12 protein-coding genes are annotated in these 17,325 nt (G+C 56.5%); 3 read left to right on the plus strand and 9 right to left on the minus strand.

Going from position 1 to position 17,325, the window contains the following annotated elements; all coding sequences use genetic code 11:
• The first annotated feature begins 34 nt into the window (after positions 1 to 34).
• The 3 genes from bcsE to bcsG are packed head-to-tail and all read left to right on the plus strand — an operon-like array spanning position 35 to position 3,460.
• The gene (bcsE, locus tag ACFX4U_RS07760) at positions 35 to 1,594 is read left to right on the plus strand and encodes a cellulose biosynthesis c-di-GMP-binding protein BcsE (RefSeq protein WP_313508000.1); all 1,560 of its coding nucleotides are present in this window, start codon (positions 35 to 37) and stop codon (positions 1,592 to 1,594) included.
• Positions 1,591 to 1,788 carry a cellulose biosynthesis protein BcsF gene (gene bcsF, locus ACFX4U_RS07765; RefSeq protein WP_017458256.1) on the plus strand — a complete coding sequence of 66 codons (198 nt, stop codon included), beginning with the start codon at positions 1,591 to 1,593 and terminating at the stop codon, positions 1,786 to 1,788. The genes bcsE and bcsF overlap by 4 nt, the downstream gene beginning before the upstream one ends.
• A complete protein-coding gene (gene bcsG / locus ACFX4U_RS07770) occupies positions 1,781 to 3,460 on the plus strand; it encodes a cellulose biosynthesis protein BcsG (protein ID WP_305734723.1) in 1,680 nt (559 codons plus the stop codon). The genes bcsF and bcsG overlap by 8 nt, the downstream gene beginning before the upstream one ends.
• Positions 3,461 to 3,499: 39 nt before the next feature.
• On the opposite strand, the gene ACFX4U_RS07775 is transcribed toward bcsG, so the two are convergent.
• The 9 genes from ACFX4U_RS07775 to dppD all read right to left on the minus strand — a co-directional run bounded on the left by ACFX4U_RS07775 (position 3,500) and on the right by dppD (position 17,320).
• Positions 3,500 to 4,495, minus strand: a complete 996-nt coding sequence (locus ACFX4U_RS07775; RefSeq protein ID WP_313508001.1) for a glycosyl hydrolase family 8 — start codon at positions 4,493 to 4,495, stop codon at positions 3,500 to 3,502.
• 8 nt (positions 4,496 to 4,503) lie between these two features.
• Positions 4,504 to 4,983 carry a cellulose biosynthesis protein BcsD gene (gene bcsD / locus ACFX4U_RS07780; RefSeq protein ID WP_313508002.1) on the minus strand — a complete coding sequence of 160 codons (480 nt, stop codon included), beginning with the start codon at positions 4,981 to 4,983 and terminating at the stop codon, positions 4,504 to 4,506.
• Positions 4,983 to 8,966, minus strand: a complete 3,984-nt coding sequence (locus tag ACFX4U_RS07785; protein WP_313508003.1) for a cellulose synthase subunit BcsC-related outer membrane protein — start codon at positions 8,964 to 8,966, stop codon at positions 4,983 to 4,985. Before ACFX4U_RS07785 ends, bcsD begins: the two co-directional genes overlap by 1 nt.
• Before the next feature lie 14 nt (positions 8,967 to 8,980).
• Positions 8,981 to 11,266 carry a cellulose biosynthesis cyclic di-GMP-binding regulatory protein BcsB gene (gene bcsB, locus ACFX4U_RS07790; protein ID WP_349350384.1) on the minus strand — a complete coding sequence of 762 codons (2,286 nt, stop codon included), beginning with the start codon at positions 11,264 to 11,266 and terminating at the stop codon, positions 8,981 to 8,983.
• Positions 11,263 to 13,374 carry a UDP-forming cellulose synthase catalytic subunit gene (gene bcsA / locus ACFX4U_RS07795; RefSeq protein ID WP_313508005.1) on the minus strand — a complete coding sequence of 704 codons (2,112 nt, stop codon included), beginning with the start codon at positions 13,372 to 13,374 and terminating at the stop codon, positions 11,263 to 11,265. Before bcsA ends, bcsB begins: the two co-directional genes overlap by 4 nt.
• Positions 13,375 to 13,389: 15 nt before the next feature.
• Entirely contained in the window at positions 13,390 to 14,193 is an 804-nt protein-coding gene (gene bcsQ, locus ACFX4U_RS07800; RefSeq protein ID WP_131411352.1) for a cellulose biosynthesis protein BcsQ, read from the minus strand.
• Entirely contained in the window at positions 14,184 to 14,696 is a 513-nt protein-coding gene (gene bcsO, locus ACFX4U_RS07805) for a cellulose biosynthesis protein BcsO (RefSeq protein ID WP_313508006.1), read from the minus strand. The genes bcsQ and bcsO overlap by 10 nt, the downstream gene beginning before the upstream one ends.
• Before the next feature lie 630 nt (positions 14,697 to 15,326).
• Entirely contained in the window at positions 15,327 to 16,340 is a 1,014-nt protein-coding gene (gene dppF / locus ACFX4U_RS07810; protein WP_017458247.1) for a dipeptide ABC transporter ATP-binding subunit DppF, read from the minus strand.
• Complete coding sequence (gene dppD / locus ACFX4U_RS07815; protein ID WP_020455681.1) at positions 16,337 to 17,320, minus strand: dipeptide ABC transporter ATP-binding protein; 984 nt, start codon at positions 17,318 to 17,320, stop codon at positions 16,337 to 16,339. The genes dppF and dppD overlap by 4 nt, the downstream gene beginning before the upstream one ends.
• Positions 17,321 to 17,325: the final 5 nt, after the last annotated feature.

A 17,325-nucleotide genomic window follows, 5' to 3' on the forward strand; every position in this document is an offset into this window, starting at 1 on the left:
GAGATACAGACAATTTTGCATCAAGAGGGACATCGTGGAGCCCATATTTTCTATCGGCATTGAGTCGTTATGGGACGAATTGCGTCATATGCCTGCGGGCGGTGTTTGGTGGGTAAATACCGATCGTGAACAAGATGCAATAAGCCTGATAAATCAAACGCTCGCGGCCCAGGATAAAGACGCGCTGGTAGCGGCAATCGGTATGGGTCATGACCTGCGCAAAATCATTAAGTTAGATAAAGAGCAGGGCCCGGATAAAATCAGAATTTTCACCATGCCAAATCAGAACAATGGTCTATACTTTTTTGCCCGCGACTTGCTTTGTTCATTTGAACCTGAAAATTATTTACTGATTCTGCTCTGCGCAAATAATGCCTGGCAGAATATATCGGCGCCTGATTTACAACAGTGGTTAGAAAGAACTCATGCCTGGGCGAAATATCATAAATGTTCCTTACTGGTTATTAACCCTGGCAACAATAACGACAAACAATCTTCCATTTTAATGAGTGAATATCGTTCGTTGTTTGGGTTGGCGAGTTTACGCTACCGAAACGATATGCATCTTTATGATGTTGCCTGGTGGTGTAATGAGAAAGGGATTAGTGCGCGCCAGCAATTAGTGCTTAATCATCATCAAGGTCGCTGGCAACTCGCGCAGCAAGAAGAAACGTCAGTGCAACCCCGCAGCGATGAGAAACGCATATTAAGTAATGTCGCCGTGCTGGAAGGCGCACCGCCACTGTCGGAACACTGGACGTTATTTGATACCAACGAAGCGTTATTTGAAGAAGCGCGCTCCAGCCAGGCGGCGACGTTGATTTTCACCCTTGCGCGAAACAATCAAATCGACAATATCGCACGCCAGGTGCACACGTTGCGCCGCCAGCGCGGCAGCGGGCTGAAAATTATTGTTCGTGAAAGCCAGGCCAGCCTGCGTGCTACCGACGAACGTTTGTTGCTCGGCTGTGGGGCGAATATGGTGATCCCGTGGAATGCGCCCCTTTCCCGCTGTCTGACGCTGATTGAAAGCGTGCAGGGCCAGCAGTTTAACCGCCTGGTGCCGGAAGATATCACCACATTACTGTCCATGACTCAGCCGCTAAAACTGCGCGGTTTTCAGCCGTGGAACGTGTTCTGCGACGCCGTCGGGAATATGGTTAATAACCCACTGTTGCCCGCCGATGGCAAAGGGGTTCTGGTCGCGTTGCGCCCGGTGCCAGGCATCCGCGTTGAACAAGCGCTAACGCTGTGCCGCCCAAACCGCGTGGGCGATATTGTCAGCCTCGGCGATAATCGTCTGGTGATGTTTTTGTCATTCTGCCGGGTTAACGATCTCGACACGGCGCTAAACCACATATTCCCGCTGCCCACGGCAGATATTTTCTCTAATCGCGTGGTGTGGTTTGAAGATAACCAGATTGCCGCAGAGTTAGTGCAAATGCGCACGCTTTCTCCGGAAAAATGGGCGAAACCGCTGCCCGTCACCGCCGCCGGGAAGAAAATCATTAACGCTGAGCACGACGGCACAAGCTGGCGTCGGATCCCGGAACCGTTGCGGTTATTCAGTAAAGCCACGGAGCGCACATCATGATGTCAGTCAGCGATATTATTCAGCTTGTGGTGCTTTGCGCCCTGATCTTTTTCCCGCTGGGCTACCTTACACGCCACTGGATACGCCCTATCCGCAGCGCGTTGCGCATACTGTTTACCAAACCACGCTATGTAAAACCGGCAGGCGTGCTGCGCCGGGAATCGTTCGTCAAGGCAGACCGAAAACATGACTAATCATACTATGACCACTTCAACACCTTCGCCATTGTGGCAATACTGGCGCGGTCTTTCCGGCTGGAATTTCTATTTTCTGGTGAAATTCGGTCTGTTGTGGGCGGGCTACCTTAACTTTCACCCGCTGCTGAATCTGGTGTTTATGGCTTTTCTGCTGATGCCGCTGCCGCGCGTCAGACTGCATCGTTTACGTCACTGGATTGCCATTCCCATCGGTTTCGGTCTGTTCTGGCACGACACCTGGCTGCCAGGTCTTGAAAGCATGATGAGCCAGGGTTCGCAGGTTGCGGGCTTCAGCGCCAATTATCTGTGGGATTTGGTGACGCGTTTTATCAACTGGCAGATGATTGGCGCAATTTTCGTGATGCTGATTGCCTGGTTGTTCTTGTCGCAATGGGTCCGCGTCACCGTGTTTGTCGTCGCGATTATGATCTGGTTAAACGTGCTGACACTGACCGGGCCGGCATTTAGTCTATGGCCGGCGGGCCAACCGACCACGACCGTCACCACCACTGGCGGTTCGGCGGCGGCAACGGTCGCAGCGGCGGGCGATACGCCGGTGGTTGGCGATATTCCCGCACAAACCGCGCCGCCAACTTCAGAGAATCTGAACGCGTGGCTGGCAAGTTTCTACGCCGCCGAAGAGAAGCGCCAGAGCACCTTCCCGGCGCAGCTTCCGGCAGACGCCCAACCGTTCGATCTGCTGTTCATCAATATCTGCTCCCTCTCATGGGCCGATATTGAAGCGGCCGGTCTGGCGTCGCACCCGCTGTGGTCGCACTTTGATATTGAGTTCAAAAACTTCAACTCGGCCACCGCCTACAGCGGCCCGGCGGCGATTCGCCTGCTGCGCGCCAGCTGCGGTCAGCCGTCGCATAAAAACCTCTACCAGCAGGCCAACACACAGTGCTACCTGTTTGATAACCTATCGAAACTTGGCTTCACTCAACAGTTGATGATGGACCACAACGGTGAGTTCGGCGGTTTCCTCAAAGAAGTGCGCGACAACGGCGGTATGCAAGCGCCGCTGATGAACCAGGCGGGGCTGCCGCCGGTACTGCTCTCGTTTGACGGCTCGCCGATTTATGACGACACAGCGGTGCTGAACCGCTGGATGGAGTCCGACAGCTTTAAACAAGGCCAGCGCACCGCGACTTTCTACAACCTGCTGCCGCTGCATGATGGCAATCACTTCCCGGGCAATAGCAAAACCGCCGATTACAAACTGCGCGCGCAGAAGTTGTTTGATGAGCTGGATGCGTTCTTCACGCAACTGGATAAATCCGGGCGTAAGGTAATGGTAGTGCTGGTGCCGGAACACGGCGCGGCGCTACAGGGCGATAAAATGCAGGTTTCCGGCTTGCGCGATATCCCAAGCCCGTCGATTACCAACGTGCCAACGGCGATTAAATTCTTTGGTATGAAAGCGCCGCATCAGGGCGCGCCGGTAACCATTACGCAGCCGAGCAGCTTCCTGGCTATCTCCGAGATTGTTACCCGCGTGCTGGATGGCAAAATCTTTACCGAAGACAACGTCAACTGGCAGCAACTGACCAGTAATCTGCCGCAAACCGCGCCGGTGTCCGAAAACGCTAACGCCGTTGTGTTGCAGTACCAGAATAAGCCGTATGTTCGCCTGAACGGCGGTGACTGGGTGCCCTACCCGCAGTGATCCTGCCAACCTCTCCCCTGGCGGGGAGAGGTTATCGCTTTAGCGCTGTTGCGCCAGCCAGACCAGCATTTTCAGGCTGGCGGAGTAGTAATCATCCTGCGCAGTGATCTGTGGTTGTGCAGGCGTTACACCCAACGTTAAATCCCGCACCGCCAGTAAACCGTCATTCATGTTGTACGGCGCGTTATCGTTGGTCGCCACATCCACCCATGCGGGAGTCTGGCTGCGGCCAAAACCCTGCCACCAGTTGCGCCACGGCGTTAACAACGCGCTATGCGGATCCTGCCAGCTCACATACAGCGGAATACGAATCGCGTCGTAGCTCATGCGCGGCGGCCACTCTTTCGCCGGGTTCAGTTTGCCGTCCGCCGAAAGTGAAACCCAGTCCGTTGGTAAGCGCGCTTTGCCAAACGTCATGTTGCCAAGCAGCGTTTGCCCGTCTTTGATCAAATCGCGCCACACCACCTGATGGCTGCGCTCAGCGAAAGCCTGCCATGCCGGGAAAATAAAATAGGACGGATTCAGGTTTACATAGGTGTTGAGGTTAAAACCGTTGGCACCCGGCAACATCACGCGGTAACCCGCAAAGCTGATAACCGCATGTTTGAGCACCGCCTGGGTAATCGCATCGGAAGCGGCAAGGTAAGCGGCATTATTCCAGCGCTCACCAGCTTGCAGCAGCGCCCAGGCTATCAGCACATCGCCATCGGTAGCGTCGTTTTTATCAGCGATGGGATCGGCTTCCACCGGGTTATAACGCCAGTAAAACAGGCCATTGGTTTTGTTCTTCAGCGTTTTATTGGTCCAGCCCCACATGCTGTCAAAGGCCGCTTTGTCGTCGCTGGCGACCGCCATCAGCATGGCGAAACCCTGGCCTTCGGTGTGGGAGACGTTTTTGTTGCCGGTATCGACAATGCGACCATCCGGCATCAAAAACCGCGCTTTATAACTCTCCCAGGCGCCAGCGGCCTGGGAAACGGATGCAAATAGCAGACTCACCATCACCACCATCGCGGTGAAAACGCGCTTCAACATGGGCAAACTCACTGTGGGTTAGCGTAACGGAAGAGAACATCCGCCACAGAATAGAGCCTTTCGCGGGTAAACACGAGACTCGCCTCGCCGCCCTGGTTTTGCAGCCAGCGCGAATAAAGCCCTTCAAGAATGGCGCAAAACGCATAGCACCAGCGGGTCTGGTAGGCCTCTTCACGCGCCACCGGCAGCGCCTGGTGGCGAAACGCCATGCCGTGCTCCGTGGTTTCGATATCAATAAACCCCCAGTTGAACACCGCCAGCTGCGCGTTAATATTCGCTTCCAGCTCGCCGACCGTTGCCGACGCCGGAAGCGGCACACGGTCCGCTAACGCTTCACCCATCTGGCGCAGGAACGGCAGGCTTTCCGCTTCACCGACGTTTCTCGCCATGCCGTCAATCATCACGCTCAGCACATCAAACCAGCCCGGCGGCGTTTGCTGTTGCTGGAAATAGCCAAGCAGCAGCGTGTTTGCAGTGTTGGTTGTCATTATTTATCCCCCAGCATGTACCGGAGCCAAACCCCGGCGGTGCTTTCGTTGTAGCTGCCGAAGGTGTCATAACCGACTTTTCCACCTACCGACATGTTTTTATTCACGTTGTAATCGAGTCCGGCATGGAAGTTATAGCCAATGCCATTCTGTGAACCGCCCTGGTACTGCGCCTCTTTCACAAAACCCATATCGGCGAGCTGTTGCAGCATCTTCTGTGCTTCCGGTTCTGTCGGGAAGTAATTGCTCTTGTCCTGCGTGTAGGACTGGTAGCCCACCGCGCCGCCAATACTGAGTTTCCAGTTATCGATTTTCTGCGACAAATCAACCGGCAGCGACACGCTCACGTAGTTTTGCGGGCTGAAGTAACCGCCCTGGCCGTAAGTGAAGTAACTGAGGTTTTTTGAGTAGTTCATCCAGCCAACACTCAGCCCCGTCTGCAACTGGCGGAAATCGTCGTGCCACGGGCGCAGATAAACGCCGGCATTGGCATTCACGCTGGTGTTGCTCGCCACATCTTTACCGAGATAGCTATACCCGCCGCCGCCAATGTAGAACCCGGCGTCGCCGTCGTCGTAGCTCAACTGTACGCTACCGCCGTTTTTTGTGACCTGCCCCCAGCGCTCACCGGAGTAAGCGTCCCGCAGCCCAACGTATGACAGCAAACTGTCGGTCACCGCGCGCCGCTCACCGGTAAGGATAAGCGTCAGGTAATTGGTCAGTTTCGGCGACCATTTCACGCCGCCGACCAGCGAGGTTAAATCCTGCCCCAGCGGCGTGCTGCCGATATCAAGCTTATAACTGTCGCCGCTCAGCGCCATATTCAGCTCTACGCCGCTGGCGTTTTGCGAATCGGTGGAGGACTTAATCGGATCGCTATAGTTGGTCTTATAATTTGATTCGCTCAAACTCTTCAAACGGCTCGATGACAGCAGCGAGGTGAGGTTGTCATAACCCGTTTCGGTAAACGGTGACAGTTTGCTGGCATCGGCATAGCTCGCGAGATCGGTAAATTTATCGCTGCCGTCGGTTGCCGTGGATTGGTTAGCGTTTTTAATCGAGGTCGCAATGTTACTCACCCCATTCGCCAGCGGATTCGCCCCATAACGCCGCCAGGCATCACCGTTAGCACTGCCGGAACTGAGCGAAACCGGCGTGGCAGTAAATTCAAAACGCGCATCGCCAAAGGGTGAACTGGACCAGGTGAGCGGCGCTTTGGCTTCCGTCAGCTTGCTGGTGCCGGTTTCCCCGTCGCGGCCACGAATTTCCACGCCGCCCTGCAACCACATGCCGGTTTTCTCGTTCATCTGCTGCATCATGTCGTCGACCTGGCGCAGCGTTCGCGTTTGCGCCGTTTCGACCGGCAGATCGGTACGCGTGGTGCCTGGCAAGTTACTGCCCGGTTCGTGCGCCACCTGAGCGACTTGCCACGGCAGCGTTTGCCCATACAGCGACTGCGGCGCCGCGCTTTTACTGGTGGTGGTAAACGGGTTATCCGCCAGCAGCACACCGCCGATTGTCGGCGTTGCCGCGCTGTTATTCGACTCCAGCCCCACCAGCTTGCCGCGCGCGCTGCGCAGATAGGTCATCGCCTGCTGATGATTGCCTTTCGCCTCTTCCAGCCGCGCCAGCAGCAGTAGGCGATCCGGTGAAGTATTGCTGCGCAAGCCACTGGCTAAGGTTTGCGCTTTGTCGACGTTATTTTCCGCCAGCGCGACATCAATCGCGCCGACGCGTGCTGCCTGATCTTCGCTGTCGCGCGTCATCAGGTAGTCATACAGAACGCCCGCTTCTTTGTTCATCTTGCCGGACTGATACAAACGCCCCATCGCGAACATCAAATCCGTGTTCTGCGGGTCGTTTTGCAACGCGCGGATCAGCTTGTCATACGCGGCGGCATAATTGCCCTGCTCACGCAGTTGATCCGCTTCGTTGATCACATAGCCATTACGCACCCCGGCAAGCTGGGCTGGCGTGCTGCGCGCCTGCACATCCGGGCGGGAAACAAAGGCCTGCGCCTCCTGGTTAAGCCCCGCCTGGTTCAACACCGCAACCTGATCGGCATAATCGCCAATATTGCCCTGCACGCCCTGTTTCATACTTTCACGCACCAGCGCAACGGCGGTGGTGGTATCGCCGGTCTGCGCCAGCATTCGCGCCAGTTTCCCGGCATCGACCGGGCTTTTCGGCGGTGTGGCCGCCAGCGCTTTCAGGGTATTGGCTGCCGCCGTCATATTGCCCTGAGCGAGGTAACGCTCAGCGGTCGCCATTTGCAGGTTGTAATTAACCCGCTGCGCAAGGTCGCGCATCTGGCTATTCTGGCTGGCGGGTGAAATACGTGACAGCAGCGAACTGGCCTGCTGCCAACCGCCATTTTCACTGGCGAACAGCGCGGCAGCGTACAGCGAACTGGCACCGGCTCGCGGGTTTTGCGCGGGCAGCATTACGTTCGCGGCTTCATTTTCCTGACCCGATTGTTGCAGCAAACGCGCCAAATCAAGGCGCAACCACGGGTCATCCGGCAGGCGCGCCACGCCCTGGCGCAACACGGCAATGGCCTGCGAGGTATTTCCGCTGGCTGCCAGTTGTTGCGCTTGCCGACGCAGCGGGTCGCCAGGCGTACCCGTCACTACGCGCGGTTGCAGTTTTTCCTGTAAACTCGCCGGTAACGTGCGCAGCATGCTTTGCGCTTCTGCCGCTTTGTTTTGATCGCGCAGCACGTAGTAGAGATTTTCCCGCGCCGGCGCATTCTGCGGTTGCTCGTTCAGGATCTCGCGCAGGGCCTGTTCCGCCTGAGGGTAATCTTTGTTCTGGCGGAGCACATCAGCGCGGAACAGCTTGGCGGCGGTGCCGCGCTCACCGCTCTGCTGCGCCAGCGGCGCGGAAAGCGCCAGCGCCTGGCTGACATTGCCCGTTTTTAACGCTTGCTGTGCTTGCGCCAGCTGGCCATAAAATGCGGCGTCTTCCGCCTGCGCTTTACGTTCTGCTGAAGCCTCGCCTCCCTGGCTCGCCGCCCGGTTCAGATATTGTGCCGCCGCCTGGTAATCACCGTTGCGCTGGGCAATATACCCCATTCCTGCCAGCGCATCGGCGTCCTCCGGGTTGGTTTGCAACACCTGCTCAAACTGTCGTTTTGCGGCATTACTGTCGCCACTATTCAACGCGGTAAAGCCTGCGCCTTTCGCGCTGCCACCAACATTTTTACGGTAGTACGCCTGCATCTCGCTATCCTGCGGATGGCGCTGCAACCAGGTATCGTAAAAGCGTTCATCGCCAGCCTGCGGCGCAAGCCATAGCAGCGCCTGACGCAGCCCTTCATCTGCCTCTTTATTGCCGCTGGCCATCGGCTCCAGCAGCAAGATCCCGTCGCGACGCGTCGCTTCACGCCAGGTCAACATCTTGCCCAGCGCCACGCGGGCGGCATTATCCTGTGGATGCTGGGCAACGAAGCGCTGAATTTCCGCCAGCGCCTGCGGGTAGAGCGCTTTATCTCCCGCCATCGTCAAATAGTATTCCGGCGCGAGGCTCGGCGGCGGCGTGTCGCCATTGAACAGGCTGCGCCAGGTTTCCAGCGCCGCCGGAACATTGCCGCTGCGCGCCTGCTGGCGAGCAAGCGTTAACTGCCCTTGCGGCACCTGCGCCAGCTGTTTTGCGTTATCCAGCGCCTGTAAACCACTATCGTCCGGCGCGGTTTTCGCCAGCCTGGCTCGCCACTGCGCGGCGGTTTGCAAATCGCCATTTTGCTGTGCCCACAGCGCCATCAGGTACATCGCCTGAGTGTTATTGGCATCGACCATTAACACCTTTTTGAGCGATTCCATCGCCAGGTCGTCGTGGGATTTTTCGTGCCAGTAGTTCGCCTGATCAAACAGCGCCTTGAGCGCCGCGTCATTTGACGCGGCCTGCACGAGGCCGGAGGTCGCCAGCGTCAGCGCGCCGGAGAGGCAAATTGTTGTCAGCCGACGGGCGGTTTTTTTAGGCATTATTGTCACCCTTTTCACTTGCTGTTCCCCGCATCCAGACGTTTACGCTCGCGCTTTTTAAGCACGCGATACACCATGCCACCCACCAGCGACCCGACCAGCAGGCTCAGGATCGCCAGCAGCGCCGAGTGTTGGTTGGCGTACCAGACCACTTTCATCTGCGGCGGCATTTCGCCGCTGGGGAACTGCTCGCCGACGCGGAAGCTGCGCACACCGTTTTCATTGGTGATGATGGCAGCGTCGCCGCGAATGCCGGCGTTGATTTTTGCCGATGTCAGATCGTCATGCAGATGCGATAACTGCTCGTCGTTGCTGCCAAGCGCCAGCACCACCAGCCGGGTATCGTTCCACGGCGAGCGGAAGCTGATAAAGCCGCGCCACGCTTCATTGGAAGAGAAGTAGCGATCGGCTTCCAGCCCTTCTGCCGCCCAGTCGCCTGCTATCCAGCGCTGCACTTTCTGCCAGCTGGAAGGCTCACGTACGCCCAGCGTGCTGTCGTGGGTGACAAACGGCGAATTCGCCAGTAGCGCACGGTTAAAGTCATGCTGATCCATACCGCTTACCGCCAGCACATCGCGGTCACGCAAGAGCTCCAGAAAACTGCCGCCGGTCGGCACACCGAACACCACGCGGTTGTGACCGAGCGCGGTTCCAGTGGCGTTGCCTGAGCGCGCCGCCATATCAAACAGCGTGGCGATCTGCGTTTCGCTGGGGTTGACCGGCAGCATCAGGACCGTTTCTGAGTAATCCGCCAGGCGGGTAAACGGGAAAGAAGCCCCGACGAAATAGGAAAGATTCGGCAACAGCGCAAAGTGGCGGGTGTGGCTAAGATCGATCCACGAATCATCATCAATGCGGCTTTTAATGTTGTTATTCAACAACGTACTACACGGCGCGTTCTTTTTCGGCACGATGTTGAAATAGAGCGAAAGCTGGTTGTCGCCGTAAATCATGTACGGCTCCAGCGGCATATCAAACTGCTCCTGGCGCGCATCGCCACCGAGCTTGTGCCACAGCGTCTCCAGCGCCCCCTGCTTATTGACCGGCAGGTTGTGCAGGAACGTGTCGTTCAGGGTCATGCTCAGCCATGAACGTTGTTCGTCAATCCAGTTCTCCGTCGGGAAACGGTAACCAATATGCAGCGGGATGGTTTCACCGTCCCACAAGAACAGATCGGGTGCGGCGCGAAACGCCACCTGCAACGGCGGATGCCAGATCCCGGTGGCGGTCAGGCTTTGATCTTTACGGATCAGCTCCGATAACTTCACCGGACGATCGGTTGGGATCCAGCGCGGCGCATCGTACGGTTTGCTCAACGGGATCGTCTGCGCATCGACATCCACTGCCGGGGTTTGCAGCGCAAAGTTGCCACGCGTTAAACGCCAGGCCGCCGCGCGTAATTCGCTTTCGTCTTTCCCTACCACCAGCAGCAGTTTGTAAACCGGGTTCGCCGGGTTATCGATAATTTTCAGCAGCGGCTGGCTGGTTTGCGGCAGCGTTAAACCGCCAATTTGCTCGCCGGGGTGACCAATCAGAATGCCGTTTTTTTCCGGCAGACGGTCGTGGTAGGCCGCGAACGAAACGCCGCGATAATCGGCCTGAATCCCCAGCCACGAGGCGATCAGCGCCCCGGCGCTAATCGCGTCCGGGCTCAGTTTTGAGGCGAATGCCACAGCAATCGCCGCCGGAGACATCTGCATGCTGTCAAAGAAAGGGCGCGGGAAATGGCTCAGATCCGCGCCGATATCCAGCTGCTGTCCTTCCAGTTCAAAGCGCGAATCTGGCAGGATAGTGACACGATATTTGTCACTCAGGTCGCGCTGACACTGCATGGCATCGCCATCGTTAATCTTAAAGCTGAGGCTATTACTGGAGACCATCAGCGCGGCGGGAATATCAAGCTGGTAACGGGCAAGGTCGCTGTCGGTCGCCGTCAGCGGCACAGTGCCGAGCGGTTGGCCGTTGAGCATCAACTGCATGGTGGCGTTACGCGCCGCCAGCGCCGGCGAGATGCGCAGGTTGAGCGCCAGCCGGGCGCTGGTCATGACCTGGTCGACCGGCAGGGTAAAATCAACGCCGCCCTGGAATTGCCCGCCGCTGAGGGTGATCCCTTGCGGTTGGCCCATCTGCGCGATGCTGACACTACTCATCACCGAAGGTACAAATGTCGGTGTGGATTGCACCATCGTTGGCGGCGGCAGATTCAGCGGCAGCAGCGATTCAACCGTCGTTTCTTCACTGTGTAACGGCGCGATAAACAGCGCGCCGAGCAGTGCAGCAAGCGTGGTTAGCCGTTTCATACGCTCTCCTCCTGCGCAACCTTTGCCGCGTGCTGCGCACGTAAACGGCGGTTTTCGCGGCGTGATTTCCACGTCAGCCAGAAGAGGTCAAAGACACAACGCACAATCGTCAACATGGAGCGGAACGGGTTGTCCTGCGGCTTCGGCGGGTGGATCCATGCGTCGGCGCGGGAAAGCACCACGCGCACCAGTTCACGGCGGCGCGACAGCGGAATATCGTCGAACATCAGACGGATATGCTGCTCGTCGCTGGCGACGGTTTGCACCGGAATACTAATCGCGCCGGATTGCAGCAGCAGTTCAATCGCTTCGATTTCATCAGTCAGATGACGATCGTCCGGCGCCACGATACGGCAGCCGCCCATCGACAAATCCGCTGTCTGGCTGCGCGACGTGATCCCGCTGGCGTAATGAATAAGCACCGGGATATCGACATCAATACGGATGGTTTTGCGCGTCTGGCGGGTTTCGCGCGCGACGGCAATCGCCGCCAGCAGGAAAATAAGGCTATACAGTCCCCAGCCCACGTTCAGCACAATAACGCGCGGATCCACACCAAAGTAGTCATGCGCGCAGGCGCGGACAATCCCGGCGACCACGCCCGCCGCCAGCAGCAAGGCAATGATCAAATGCGGGCGCACCACGCTGAAGTCGAAATAGCCGACATCCAGCAACCCACCTTTGTCGGTGACGTTAAACTTGCCGCGTTTGGGAAACAGCATGGTCACCATCGTTGGTAGCGCAATGTGAAACGCCATCACCAGGTCATAAATCTCGCCCCAGAAGCTGTAACGGAAACGGCCATTCAGCCGCGAGTTAACGTACACCGCCAGGAACAAGTGCGGCAGCGCATAGGCAAACACCAGGCTGGCCGAAGAGTGAATAATATTCAGGTTAAACAGCAGGTAAGCCAGCGGCGCGGTGACAAAGGCGATGCGCGGCAAAGCAAACTGGTAATAAAGCATTGCGCTCAGGTAACACAGGCGCTGCTGAATGGTCAGCCCACGGCCAAACAACGGGTTATCGAGACGAAAAATCTGCGTCATACCGCGCGCCCAGCGGGTTCGCTGGATCACATGCAGCACCAGACGCTCGGTTGCCAGCCCCGCCGCCAGCGGAATATCAATAAACGCCGAACCCCAGCCGAGACGCTGCATTTTCAGGGCGGTATGCGCATCTTCGGTGACCGTTTCCACGGCAAAACCGCCAATCTCTTCCAGCGCGCTACGGCGGATCACCGCGCACGAGCCACAGAAGAAGGTAGCGTTCCAGTTATCGTTACCCTGCTGAATTGGGCCGTAAAATAGCGCCCCTTCGTTGGGGATATTGCGCCCGACAGAGAGGTTACGTTCGAACGGATCGGGCGAATAGAAGTAGTGCGGCGTCTGCACCAGCGCCAGTTTCGGGTCTGTCAGGAAACCACCGACCGTGGCCTGCAAGAAGATGCGCGTCGCGACGTGGTCGCAGTCAAAAACGCAAATCAGCTCGCCGTTGGTGAGCTTCATCGCATGGTTGAGGTTACCGGCTTTGGCGTGCGCGTTATCGTTGCGGGTGATGTAACCGACACCGGCATCGGCGGCAAACACGGCGAATTCACTGCGTTTGCCGTCGTCGAGCAGATAGATTTTCATCTTATCGCGCGGGTAATCCATGCACTGCGCAGCCAGCACCGTATCGCGCACCACATCCAGCGGTTCGTTATAGGTCGGGATATAGACATCGACCGTCGGCCACAGGCTCATGTCATCCGGCAACTGTACGAGTTCGCGTTTCAGCGGCCAGACCGTTTGCAGGTAGCTGAGCAGCAGCATTACCCAGACATAAACTTCCGCGAGAAACAGCCCCATACCGAGGATGGTTTCAATTTCGGAATTAAAGTGCAGGGTTTGTGTCAGGCGAAAATAGATATAGCGCGTCGAGAGCAGCACCGACATCACCACCATGATCACCGAAATACAGCGTTTTTTGCTCAAGCCCATTAAACAGAGAATACCGATGCTGATCAGGCCAAAAATGTACTGTTTTTGGCTGTCCATGGGGGTGATCACTACCAACAAGGCAACAGGCAGCACTGCCAGAACCAGCAAAATAGAGAGAAACTTTTTCATACGTTGCCCGAAGCGTTAGAAGCCTGACATGCGTGGTGAGTTGTGTACCGTGCCGTCACCGATTTTGACGCCCAAAATTCCGGCGACTCGTTTAGCAATCAGTTCAATATCGAACGCCGCGGCGGACGCCGGGCTGAAATCAAAGACCGACTGCTGAGAAGCATTGGCTTCGGCGACGCTTTCATCGCGGTGCAACACACCAAGCAGTTGATTGCCCAGACGTTGTTCCATGAACGCGGTAACATCGCGGCTGATTTGCCGACGGTTATCGCTCTGGTTGACCACAAAGTAGTGACCCGCTTTGCGGTTCAGCACATCGCCGGTAAGGCGGTTATTTTCGATATAGGGCAGCAGTGAGAGCGAGGCGGTATCGGCCAGCAGCGTGACTAAATGCACATCCGCGAGCCGCGACATCGCTTTCAGCGCCGCAGACGGGCCCGGAGGAAAGTCGGCAACGATAATTAAGCCCGGATAGTTGAGCAGCGTATTCAGGCCGCGCGTCAGAAAATGCTCATCATTCGTTAAACGCTCATCAAAGGCAACGCGCTGCTCTTCTGTGACATCACCATACGGCAGCACGAAAATGTTGCCGCCCGCGGTGAGTACAAACTGGCTCCAGTCCGAGGATTCCGCCGCGCGCGCCACATAGCCGCGCCCGTCAGACAGCGGGACACCAAAATGCAAACGCAGCGCGTTTTGCACGTCAAAATCGAGCGCCAGCACTTTGCTGCCCGCGCGGGCAAGGGCGTAGGCCAGATTTGCCGTCAGGGTCGTTTTTCCGACACCGCCTTTCGGCGAACACACACAAATCAACGGCATGAAGCGATCCTTTCTAACAACGAGTGTAAAGGCTGATTTTTTTCCGCGCGGGGCTTCTCCTCCGTCGCTTTCGCTGCGAACAGGCGCGCATAGCTGACAGGAGCCGAAGAAGGATTCGCAGGTGATGGCATCTGCATAACCGGTGCAACGCTTGCAGGCGCAGGCGCGTAGGCTGCGGCGTTGAATGCCGGAGCCACTGCATCAAGCTGGCTGGCGACGTCTTTTAGCAGAGAAGTTGTTGACGCAGGCGCAGGTGCAATATCATCCACCACCGCAGCCGGCTCTTGCGCGGCAAAAAGCGCAGGATCGGCGGATTGCGGGACAGGCAGTGACACATGGCCGCCCATTGCCAGCATTGATTCATCCGTGGCAGGAGAAAGCTGGTTAATGATTGCCCAATTGCTCTGGTCTTGTGCGAGGTTCTGTGCGGAGAGATCCTTAAAATCGTGCTTCTGATTGCGAGTCTTGTCCTTAAACCTCTGCAAATCATCGTAATGACCCATAGTTATTCTCATGATTTACAAAATAAAATTGCGTCCATCATCGTCAGGATCGGTGTCCTGATAGCATCAAGTGATGGTTTTTTTAATGGCGGCGGTGCGGTTTACGCGGGTACGAAGTCATGCTTCAGCGATGGTTTTCAGCCTGGTTTTACGTGCCAAAGTTTAGTAGGGCTAAAACGCTGTTTAATTGCAGCAAATATATAAACATTGGCTATAGATGCGCCATCTTTTTTTCACGCGAAATCTATTAAAGTGTAAATGACGCCATTAAACAAAAATCACCCAGCAACATTCACACTTAAGATAAATTACTTATTTTAAATATCATTTTTAAATGAATAAAAAGCCAAATACGCTGGCGTCTCTTAAATTATTGTTAATTTTTTATTACCACCTGAAATACTTAGAAATATATATAGTTGTATTAAAAAGAAGTATTTCTCTAACTCATTATTCCCGTTGAAATTATTTCACCACGGCGTCTCAGACTATTTTTGGAAATTTCTAAATAAAACCGGAATGTTTATAAGGGAAGGCCATCAACGATAATGCCTGATGGCACCACCATCACCGGACCTACAACACTGCGTAGATCCGGTAAACACTGGGCCACCAGGCATAACGTGGGGATTAAACGTGCGGTTTTTCGCCGTTTTCATCCTGGTCGACAGCAAAGCAAGCAACCAACTGCCCGCGGTAGTCTTTCAACTGCGGTTGCAACTGCGTGCAGGGGCCGAAACGACGGCTGCAGCGGGCGTTAAAGGCGCAGCCCGGCGGCGGGTTGAGCGGGCTTGGCAGCTCGCCGGTCAGTTTGATACGCTCGCGGCGCTCGTCCGGGTTCAGGCGCGGCGTCGCGGAAAGCAGTGCCTGCGTGTAAGGATGACGCGGGTTGGAGAAAATCTGCTCTTTGGTGCCTTTCTCTACGCAGCGGCCGAGATACATCACCATCACTTCATCGGCAATGTGCTCAACCACCGACAAGTCGTGCGAAATAAAGACGTAAGAGAGCCCCAAATCCTGCTGCAAATCCATCATCAGGTTCAGAACCTGCGCACGCACAGAGACGTCCAGCGCCGAAACCGGCTCATCGGCGATCACCACATCCGGATCTAACATCAGACCACGGGCGATAGCGATACGCTGGCGCTGACCGCCAGAAAACATATGCGGATAGCGGTCATAATGTTCGGTTTTCAGGCCGACTTTCGCCATCATCGCCAGCGCTTTTTCCCGACGCGCCTCTTTGCTGAGCGACGAGTTGATAAGCAGCGGCTCTTCGAGGATCTGTCCCACTTTTTTACGCGGGTTCAGCGAACCGTACGGGTTCTGAAAGACGATCTGGATTTTCTGCCGACGCAGCTTCTGCGCATGCGGATCGTGCTTCAGCAGATCCTGACCCTGGTAGTAAAGTTCACCGCCGGTCGGGGTTTCAATCATCGTCAGCAGGCGGCCCAGCGTGGATTTACCACAACCGGATTCGCCCACCACCGCCAGCGTTTTGCCGCGCTCAAGGGTGAACGACACGCCGTCCAGCGCTTTCACCAGGCGTTCCGGGGCAAAAAGCCCCTTCTTCACCGGGTAGTGTTTTTTCAGGTCGATAGCCTGCAACAGTGGCTGTTGCGAGGTGGCCTCGTGCGTACTCATAGTGTCGGCCTCCCGGCGTCATCGAGTGGGTAGTGACATTTGGACTGACGCCCGCCATCGACGGTGTTCAGTTCCGGCTCCTGCTCGCGGCATTTGTCCGTGGCATACGGGCAGCGCGGGTTCAGCAGGCAGCCAGTCGGGCGGTCATATTTGCCCGGCACCACGCCCGGTAATGACGCCAGACGCGCTTTATCCTGCGCAAACTCCGGCAACGCGCGCAGCAGCGCCTGCGTGTAGGGATGACGCGGCGCGCGGAAGATATCCTTCGCTTCGCCGGTTTCCACCACCTGGCCTGCATACATCACAATGATTTTGTGCGCCGCTTCCGCCACCAGCGCCAGATCGTGCGTGATCAGGATCAGCGCCATGTTTTCCTTTTGCTGCAATTCCAGCAAAAGCTCGATGATCTGCGCCTGGATGGTCACGTCCAGTGCGGTTGTCGGTTCGTCGGCAATCAGCAGTTTCGGCTGGCAGGCAATCGCCATCGCAATCATCACGCGCTGGCTCATACCGCCGGAAAGCTGATGCGGGTAAACATCCAGACGCGAAGCCGGATCGGGAATACCCACCTGGTTGAGCAGGTCAATCGCCCGCTGACGGCGGGTTTTCTTATTCCCGCCCTGATGCACCTTAATGGCTTCCATAATCTGGAAACCGACCGTGTAGCACGGGTTCAGGCTGGTCATCGGATCCTGGAAAATCATCGCCACTTCGGAACCCACCAGGCTGCGGCGCTCTTTTTCCGAAATGCGTTTCAGATCCTGGCCGTTAAACTCCAGTTTTTCCGCCATCACGCGGCCTGGGAAATCAATCAGCCCCATGATCGCCAGCGAACTGACCGACTTACCGGAGCCGGACTCACCGACGATGCCGACCACTTCGCCCTGGCTTACGCTATAACTTACGCGGTCTACGGCGCGGAATTCGGAGCCAACATCGCCGAAATGCACCGATAACTTATCTACATTTAATAACGCCATCTCGA

Source organism: Kosakonia sp. YIM B13588 (assembly GCF_042788165.1).
Taxonomy (GTDB): Bacteria; Pseudomonadota; Gammaproteobacteria; order Enterobacterales; family Enterobacteriaceae; genus Kosakonia; species Kosakonia sacchari.

Bases quoted from the DNA above. Each gene is read 5' to 3' on its own strand.
- bcsD (WP_313508002.1), bottom strand. From the start codon at position 4,983: ATGACAACCAACACTGCAAACACGCTGCTGCTTGGCTATTTCCAGCAA.
- bcsQ (WP_131411352.1), bottom strand. From the start codon at position 14,193: ATGCCGTTGATTTGTGTGTGTTCGCCGAAAGGCGGTGTCGGAAAAACG.
- ACFX4U_RS07785 (WP_313508003.1), bottom strand. From the start codon at position 8,966: ATGCCTAAAAAAACCGCCCGTCGGCTGACAACAATTTGCCTCTCCGGC.
- bcsB (WP_349350384.1), bottom strand. From the start codon at position 11,266: ATGAAACGGCTAACCACGCTTGCTGCACTGCTCGGCGCGCTGTTTATC.
- bcsO (WP_313508006.1), bottom strand. From the start codon at position 14,696: ATGGGTCATTACGATGATTTGCAGAGGTTTAAGGACAAGACTCGCAAT.
- bcsF (WP_017458256.1), top strand. From the start codon at position 1,591: ATGATGTCAGTCAGCGATATTATTCAGCTTGTGGTGCTTTGCGCCCTG.
- dppF (WP_017458247.1), bottom strand. From the start codon at position 16,340: ATGAGTACGCACGAGGCCACCTCGCAACAGCCACTGTTGCAGGCTATC.
- bcsA (WP_313508005.1), bottom strand. From the start codon at position 13,374: ATGAAAAAGTTTCTCTCTATTTTGCTGGTTCTGGCAGTGCTGCCTGTT.
- ACFX4U_RS07775 (WP_313508001.1), bottom strand. From the start codon at position 4,495: ATGTTGAAGCGCGTTTTCACCGCGATGGTGGTGATGGTGAGTCTGCTA.
- dppD (WP_020455681.1), bottom strand. From the start codon at position 17,320: ATGGCGTTATTAAATGTAGATAAGTTATCGGTGCATTTCGGCGATGTT.
- bcsG (WP_305734723.1), top strand. From the start codon at position 1,781: ATGACTAATCATACTATGACCACTTCAACACCTTCGCCATTGTGGCAA.